We start from the raw sequence: 6,814 nt of genomic DNA on the forward strand, positions 1-6,814 counted from the left end.
ATCCACTTCACCATCGTTTTGACTGCTTGAGCTTTTGCAGGTGTTTTTTGAGCTTTGGGAATCAACAACCAAGTCAAACCAACGATCGGATAACCTTGAGTCGAGTTGACATCAAAGGCGCGGAAATTTTCGGGGAACTGAACATCAGCCAAAGCTTGGTTGGCAGATTTGAGCGATGGCGCAACATACTTACCGCTACCATTTTGCACCGCAGCAGCACTGAGGCCATTTTTAAGACCAAATTCATATTCTACAAAGCCAATACTACCTGGAGTTTGTTTGACCAAACCCGCGACGCCAGGATTACCTTTACCTTTTAAGAAGCCCGACGGCCATTTTGGTTCTTTGCTCGCACCGACTGCGGCTTTGAATTCTGGGCTAATGGCACTGACATGATTGGTAAAGATGAAGGCCGTACCGCTACCATCAGCTCTAACTACTGGTTTGATCGCACCGCTGGGCAAGCTGGCACTTTTGTTATCTTGGACGATTTGCGGGTCGTTCCAAGTCGTGATTTTACCTTGAAAAATGTCACTCAGGACTTTGTTGGAAAGCTTCAGACCCTTGACACCAGGTAAGTTGTAGACGACAGATACCGCACCACCAGCAGTCGGAATCAATAGCACGCCACCTTTAACTTTAGCCATTTCGCCATCAGTCATTGCCGCATCGCTAGCACCAAAATCTACAGTACCGGCGATCGTTTGTTTGATGCCGCCACCACTACCAATCCCTTGATAGTTAATCTTTAAATCCGGATGCGCTTTACGAATTTCCCGCGCGTATCTCTCATACAAAGGCTGGGGGAAAGTTGCTCCAGCCCCACTGAGGGTAACATCTGCTAGTGCGGCAAATTGAGTGCCAAAAACTGATATGGCTACAGCAGTAAGAGTGGTAATCCGACCGAAATTAGTGAATAACATGGGTGTAGTTGTCGATTTGATTGGGAAGACACCGATTTCAAATTTTTAAGTTTTGACGAGCGTACAGATGCAGATCGTTCACTTTTTTTGAGATCGGGTTCATCTTAGCGCAACCATACCCAATCATTGATTATCATTAGGTTAACGATTGATTAAACTCTTAGTATCCATAGGTTAAGGGCGATAAAGATTGGAGATTACAGATATCTATTAGTTAGAAAAATGCAATCGATCGCTTTAATTTTAGTTAATTACTATGAATTTAATTGTCTCGATTTTATTGGTATCCACACGGAAACCGAGCCGCCATGAGTGCCAAATTCACCCCAACCATCAGTATTAGTTACAACTGGTGTTTCGATCGTTTTGGTAAAGTCGATATAAGTAGTATTTGGTTTGCCGACATCCATCCATTTGGTGCCAGGTTCGCCATTACCCATGACGACAGCCATACTATCGGGATGCTCGGCATCGCCCAAGCGCGTCCAGCCGACGGTATTGGGATGGTCGAAATAATCGTGCTGAATGCCATAAGCAAAGTGACGGCGAGCAGCTAGCAGTCGATCGAGAATCGCCCGATGAGAGGTCAATCCGATGTCATATTCTCGGCCATCTCTGCCGCGATCGCGATAGTTCGCGCCATAATAATCGCCATAAAATACGCAGGGATAACCAGCTTCGCGCAGCAAAATTAAAGCATAAGCGAGCGGTTTAAACCAGTTTTCTACCACTGATTCGAGGGATTGCAGGGGTTGAGAATCATGGTTTTCCACAAAGGTGACGGCAAAAGTAGGTCGCTGTTTGACTAGAGTTTCATCAAAAATCTGGCGGAGGTCGTAATCGCGACCCCGAACGCTGGCATTATAAAAATTATTATGTAACGGCGCATCAAATAAATGAATTTTACCTTCAGTTGCGGTGATAAAATAATCGAGGGCATCAACATCATAAGACCAGTATTCACCAACGGTAAATACATCTTTTTTGGCATAGTCATTGAGATGCTTGAGCCAATCATAGAAAAATCTGGCATCGATATGTTTGACGGCATCTAGTCGCAAACCATCAATCTTGGTCGTATCTAGATACCATTGGCCCCAAGCTTTCAATTCACTCCGAACTTCGGGACTATCGACATCGAGATCGCACCCCATCAAGTAATCAAAATTACCTTTTTCCAGATCGACATTGCGCGCAAATGTCTTGTCCTTAATCAGGTAAACTGCCTTTTGCTGAGGATTGTAGGCGTTATAGTCGATCGCGTCAAAGTGCCACCAATGCCATTCCATCTGGGAGTATTTACCTTGACGACCGGGGAAGGTAAAGTGCGTCCAGCCTTCGATTTTTTGATAGGCATCGATCTGTTGCCAGCGATTATTCGGATCGAGGGGGGTGGCTTCAAACTCTTCTTGGGCATCCGCGCCCAACCGATGATTGAGGACGATATCAGCATAAATCTGAATCCCCACGGCATGTGCGCACTCGATCGCGGCTAAATACTCATCTTTGGTACCATATTTGGTCGCGATCGACCCCTTCTGGTCGAATTCCCCTAGATCGAAGAGATCGTAGACGGCATAACCGACATCATTACTGCCATTGTTACCCTTATAAGCTGGCGGCAACCACAGTGCGGTGAAACCCGCTGCAGCCAAGTCTTGGGCATCCCGGGCGAGTTGATGCCACAGGCTGCCGTCTGGAGGTAAGTACCAATGAAAGTACTGCATCATCACTCCGTTTGGCTCTGACATGAGTTAACTCCTCAATATTTAATTTACAACTGCATCCCCAAATCCTGACTTTTCACCTTCAAATCCACCTCGATCGACTTTTTCCGGTTGGGGCATCGCTTGTCTGTGAAGTGTCGATCGAGTCTCAAATGACAATGCCACGTTCGCCATGCTGGAGCGAACCACTAGATTGAGAATAATATACTACACTACCGATCCCTCGATCGCGGTAGTTTAGATCTAGCAGTGATGGGGTTGAAGCTGAACTACCGCGATCGATTATGAGAGCCACCTGGTAAATGCTAGACGAGCTTGCCAATCTCGATCTTGTTTCAATCAGCTGAGATCTGCCGCGATCGCCCACCAGCAATTTGCGCCCCAGACCGAGCAAAAGTGATGTCACTTTGGTACCTAGCTGCCGAGCCAGAAGTACGATGGCAAAAAGATTATTAACGTTTGTGACAAATATTGATACCGATAAGCAACATGGCGCGTAAAGTTGTATAAACTTAAAAGCATTAGTAGCTAAAGTTACGTAGTTGCCGCTCGACAGCAGCTACCGAAAAACTAGTTATAATTATGAGAGCTTGCTCGAATTTATTAAGCTATGTTGAGAGTCGAGTGCCAAGCATGGTAGATAAATCTGCACGATCGAAACTATTAAACGCAAACAGGATTAAATAATATGTTAGACGGATTCTCCAAGGTTGTTGCCCAAGCAGACGCTCAAGGTCAATACCTCAGCACTGGTCAGCTAGATGCCTTAGCTGCCATGGTTGCAGCAGGTAACATCCGGATGGATACAGTCAACCGGATTACCTCCAACTCCTCCACCATCGTTGCTAACGCTGCTCGAAGCTTATTTGCCGAGCAACCCAACCTGATTGCCCCAGGTGGTAACGCATACACCAGCCGCCGGATGGCAGCTTGCTTGCGCGACATGGAAATCATTCTCCGCTACGTCACCTACGCCATCTTCGCTGGCGACGCATCCGTCCTCGACGATCGTTGTCTTAACGGCTTACGCGAAACTTACCTGGCACTAGGAACTCCTGGCTCCTCTGTCGCCGCTGGCGTTCAAAAAATGAAAGATGCAGCAGTCGCAATCGTTGCCGACAAAAATGGCATCACCAATGGCGATTGTAGTGCCATCATTTCTGAAGTTGCTGGTTACTTCGATCGTGCAGCAGCAGCAGTTGCCTAGATTGTTAGTTGACTGAAGACCAAAGTTTGTAAATTTGTAAACCATTCGATCGAGATTAAAACCAGTCATGAAAACGCCATTAACCGAAGCAGTAGCAACCGCTGATTCCCAAGGTCGCTTTTTGAGCAGCACCGAAATGCAAGTCGCCTTCGGTCGCTTCCGCCAAGCCGGTGCTAGCCTATCAGCAGCTAAAGGCTTAACCGCAAAAGCCGAATCCCTAGCTAACGGTGCAGCTAATGCTGTTTACCAAAAATTCCCCTACACCACCACCATGCAAGGTCCTAACTTTGCAGCCACCGAAGTTGGTAAAGCCAAGTGCGTGCGCGATATCGGTTACTACCTGCGCATGGTAACTTATTGTTTAGTTGTCGGCGGAACTGGCCCGATGGATGATTATCTCCTCGGCGGTTTGGCAGAAATCAACAAGACATTTGACTTATCCCCTAGCTGGTACGTTGAAGCTCTCAAGTACATCAAATCCAATCATGGTTTGTCTGGCGACGCAGCCGTCGAAGCGAATTCTTACTTGGATTATGCGATCAATTCTTTGAGCTAGTTGACTAGTGACTAGCCGCCCGAAATCGTCTCCAGCCGTTAGCAATTGGGTTAGCGATCGGAAATGATTTCGGGATTTTTTTGTCTAAATGTAGCTGTAAAATGAAGAAAATACTCGCTTTCCTAACACCCTAGTCAGGCATCTGGCACTACTGAAGCAATTTCTGTGGTGGCGAACCAACTTAATTACAACATCATTATGACCGAACCTGACTTACTCAAAATCTTACTTCAGGATATTGCCGAAGCAGATTCAGCCACTCGGATGGTAGCCGCAGTCGAAAGGTTGGCACAGGCACAGCTAGCAGCGGGAATACCGCACTTGATTACTGCTTTGGGATACAACAATCCAGGTGCAGCAGTAGCTGCCGTCGAGGGCTTGATTGCGATCGGTCGGCCAGCGGTACAACCGTTGTTAGAGTTGTTAGATGGGTATAATTATGGAGCCAGAGCTTGGGGACTGCGGGCATTAGCTGGAATTGGCGATCCGCAAGCTCTAGATCTGTTACTAGATGCGGCCATAAATGACTTTGCCTTGAGTGTCAGACGAGCCGCTGCTAGAGGTTTAGGAACGCTCCATTGGGATGAATTAGCACCAGAATCGATCGGCTCCGCTCAAGCCAAAGTCGCCACAGTCTTATTGACCGCCTCTCAAGATCATGAGTGGATCGTCAGATATGCTGCGATTAACGGATTGCAGGAATTAGCGATCGCCAGTACTATTTCTCATCCCGATCTGACTCAACAAATTTTGGCGCATTTCGATCTACTAGTAGACCTAGACGACAATCTTGCTGTCATTGCCCGCATTTGGCTGGCTCAAAAAAACATTCAAGCCAACATTAACGAAATCTTAGCCCAGCAACCGATTTTAGAGCAGCAGATATCGAGCCTCCAGCACACCAGCGACACCAACGATTGGCAAGCCACATTAGAAAAGCTGTATGCGCGCAAACGCCAACAACAAACCTACCCAGAAGGCGATCCACATAAGTTTCGCGAAGTTGCTGCGGCAATTTTTCGGGGTGAGTAGGATATTTGAGCGGGGGGCGAGGAGCGGGGAGTTGCTGTACCACCGTATGGGAGTTGGGAGTTGGAACTGCGTTCCGATTTAGCTAATATTGTTTTAAGTCGCCCAGTTACCTAGTCCTCTAGTCCCCAATTCCCCAATTGCCCCCACTCATCAGGTACACTAGAGAAAGAGACTGCAACTGTCATTAGGAGTAAATATGATTCAACGTCGCGCACAAGCCCACTTTGACTCGATTCAGATCGCTTATCGAGCAGAGGAGTTGATCGGCGCAGCTTCTAACCGCTACAAAATTACCGTGCAAGTGGCAAACAGAGCCAAGAAGCGTCACCGTTACGAATCCGATAATATTGACGACCCGACGATCAAACCAGTCATGCGTGCCATTATCGAGATGTCTGACGAGCTAACTCAACCAGAGATCTTGGGCGATTAGACTTTTTAAATTCGATCGAGTGAGGGGGAGATTATTTCGATAATAATCTCCTCCTTTTGTTTTGAGGGAAAAGTTATGGGAAAAGTGCTCAAATCTGGTACTGGCTGGCGCATCGGTTGGAATCCAGACGTTGTTGAATATCCAGGACTCGTAGGCAGTGATGATTGGGCATTTGAATTGACAACTACCGAACTGGCTGATTTTTGTCGGTTGCTGGGACAATTGGTAGATAATATGCGATCGATCCAATCCGAATTAATGGATGAAGAAAGCATCGCTTGTGAAGCTGAAAGCGATTTAGTCTGGATGCAAGTCGAAGGTTTCCCTCATAAATATAGCTTGCGGCTGATTTTAAATACCGGACGCAGTTGTGAGGGCAATTGGACGGCTGAAGCGGTGCCAGAGTTAGTGGTTGCCGCCGCGAGTCTCCAGTTTTTTTAGCAGTAAAGTAGGTAATATCCAGAACTGACAACATCTGAGCGACAATGCAAATTCAAGTAGGGGCAATGTCTTAATTCGCTAAACCGTCGGGGAACAAAGGCGTGCGCGAATCGCTGTCTTGTCGGTTTTTTTATTCGGAGGGAACCTCCGAATAAAACCGCCGCTTCATGAATTGCCCCTACTTGATTTTGCACTACTTGCGATCGTCGCTAGCACCATTGCCGAGTAGAGGAATACAACCGCCCATGAAAAAGCCAATTGCGGCACCCCCAGCCAATACCAATCCCCAAGGTAAATCGATCGAGTTCCAGAATACAAACCGCAGGTTGACTAAGCTAGCATTTTGAACTGATACTAACGCGATCGCTACTACCCAAACCGCCACGATGATAGAAATAATTAATTTCGTCATACTTGATGCTTCGATCTTAAAGAATTCGATCGATCTAATCGATCTATCAGATCGATCTTAACTGAGACTAAAGAATCCCAAAT

General features: G+C 46.8%; 9 protein-coding genes. 5 read left to right on the top strand and 4 right to left on the bottom strand.

Annotation, left to right across the window (positions count from 1 at the left end; all coding sequences use genetic code 11):
• The 3 genes from pstS to RMO84_RS07595 form a co-directional block, all read right to left on the bottom strand.
• The coding region (pstS, locus tag RMO84_RS07585) for a phosphate ABC transporter substrate-binding protein PstS (protein ID WP_310487859.1) at positions 1 to 923 on the bottom strand (923 nt) is incomplete at its 3' end.
• 254 nt (positions 924 to 1,177) lie between these two features.
• Entirely contained in the window at positions 1,178 to 2,674 is a 1,497-nt protein-coding gene (locus RMO84_RS07590) for an alpha-amylase (RefSeq protein WP_310487860.1), read from the bottom strand.
• An 18-nt stretch (positions 2,675 to 2,692) separates the two neighbouring features.
• The gene (locus tag RMO84_RS07595; RefSeq protein ID WP_310487861.1) at positions 2,693 to 2,839 is read right to left on the bottom strand and encodes a hypothetical protein; all 147 of its coding nucleotides are present in this window, start codon (positions 2,837 to 2,839) and stop codon (positions 2,693 to 2,695) included.
• Positions 2,840 to 3,338: 499 nt separating this feature from the next.
• Here RMO84_RS07595 and RMO84_RS07600 point away from each other — a divergent pair, with 499 nt between their 5' ends.
• The 5 genes from RMO84_RS07600 to RMO84_RS07620 all read left to right on the top strand — a co-directional run bounded on the left by RMO84_RS07600 (position 3,339) and on the right by RMO84_RS07620 (position 6,319).
• Complete coding sequence (locus RMO84_RS07600; protein WP_310487862.1) at positions 3,339 to 3,857, top strand: phycocyanin subunit beta; 519 nt, start codon at positions 3,339 to 3,341, stop codon at positions 3,855 to 3,857.
• Positions 3,858 to 3,924: 67 nt separating this feature from the next.
• Positions 3,925 to 4,413 carry a phycocyanin subunit alpha gene (gene cpcA / locus RMO84_RS07605; RefSeq protein ID WP_310487863.1) on the top strand — a complete coding sequence of 163 codons (489 nt, stop codon included), beginning with the start codon at positions 3,925 to 3,927 and terminating at the stop codon, positions 4,411 to 4,413.
• A 198-nt stretch (positions 4,414 to 4,611) separates the two neighbouring features.
• The gene (locus tag RMO84_RS07610) at positions 4,612 to 5,445 is read left to right on the top strand and encodes a HEAT repeat domain-containing protein (protein WP_310487864.1); all 834 of its coding nucleotides are present in this window, start codon (positions 4,612 to 4,614) and stop codon (positions 5,443 to 5,445) included.
• Positions 5,446 to 5,641: 196 nt separating this feature from the next.
• Positions 5,642 to 5,878 carry a DNA-directed RNA polymerase subunit omega gene (locus tag RMO84_RS07615; RefSeq protein WP_295613184.1) on the top strand — a complete coding sequence of 79 codons (237 nt, stop codon included), beginning with the start codon at positions 5,642 to 5,644 and terminating at the stop codon, positions 5,876 to 5,878.
• 75 nt (positions 5,879 to 5,953) lie between these two features.
• The gene (locus tag RMO84_RS07620; RefSeq protein WP_310487865.1) at positions 5,954 to 6,319 is read left to right on the top strand and encodes a DUF1818 family protein; all 366 of its coding nucleotides are present in this window, start codon (positions 5,954 to 5,956) and stop codon (positions 6,317 to 6,319) included.
• Positions 6,320 to 6,512: 193 nt separating this feature from the next.
• On the opposite strand, the gene RMO84_RS07625 is transcribed toward RMO84_RS07620, so the two are convergent.
• Complete coding sequence (locus RMO84_RS07625; RefSeq protein WP_310487866.1) at positions 6,513 to 6,731, bottom strand: LapA family protein; 219 nt, start codon at positions 6,729 to 6,731, stop codon at positions 6,513 to 6,515.
• Positions 6,732 to 6,814: the final 83 nt, after the last annotated feature.

This window comes from Chamaesiphon sp. VAR_69_metabat_338, assembly GCF_031423935.1.
In the GTDB taxonomy this organism is placed as follows: Bacteria; Cyanobacteriota; Cyanobacteriia; order Cyanobacteriales; family Chamaesiphonaceae; genus Chamaesiphon.

What these genes read in the sequence shown, in the direction of transcription:
- RMO84_RS07590 (WP_310487860.1), bottom strand. Translation starts at nt 2,674, where the DNA reads ATGTCAGAGCCAAACGGAGTGATGATGCAGTACTTTCATTGGTACTTA.
- RMO84_RS07610 (WP_310487864.1), top strand. Translation starts at nt 4,612, where the DNA reads ATGACCGAACCTGACTTACTCAAAATCTTACTTCAGGATATTGCCGAA.
- RMO84_RS07615 (WP_295613184.1), top strand. Translation starts at nt 5,642, where the DNA reads ATGATTCAACGTCGCGCACAAGCCCACTTTGACTCGATTCAGATCGCT.
- RMO84_RS07600 (WP_310487862.1), top strand. Translation starts at nt 3,339, where the DNA reads ATGTTAGACGGATTCTCCAAGGTTGTTGCCCAAGCAGACGCTCAAGGT.
- cpcA (WP_310487863.1), top strand. Translation starts at nt 3,925, where the DNA reads ATGAAAACGCCATTAACCGAAGCAGTAGCAACCGCTGATTCCCAAGGT.
- RMO84_RS07625 (WP_310487866.1), bottom strand. Translation starts at nt 6,731, where the DNA reads ATGACGAAATTAATTATTTCTATCATCGTGGCGGTTTGGGTAGTAGCG.
- RMO84_RS07620 (WP_310487865.1), top strand. Translation starts at nt 5,954, where the DNA reads ATGGGAAAAGTGCTCAAATCTGGTACTGGCTGGCGCATCGGTTGGAAT.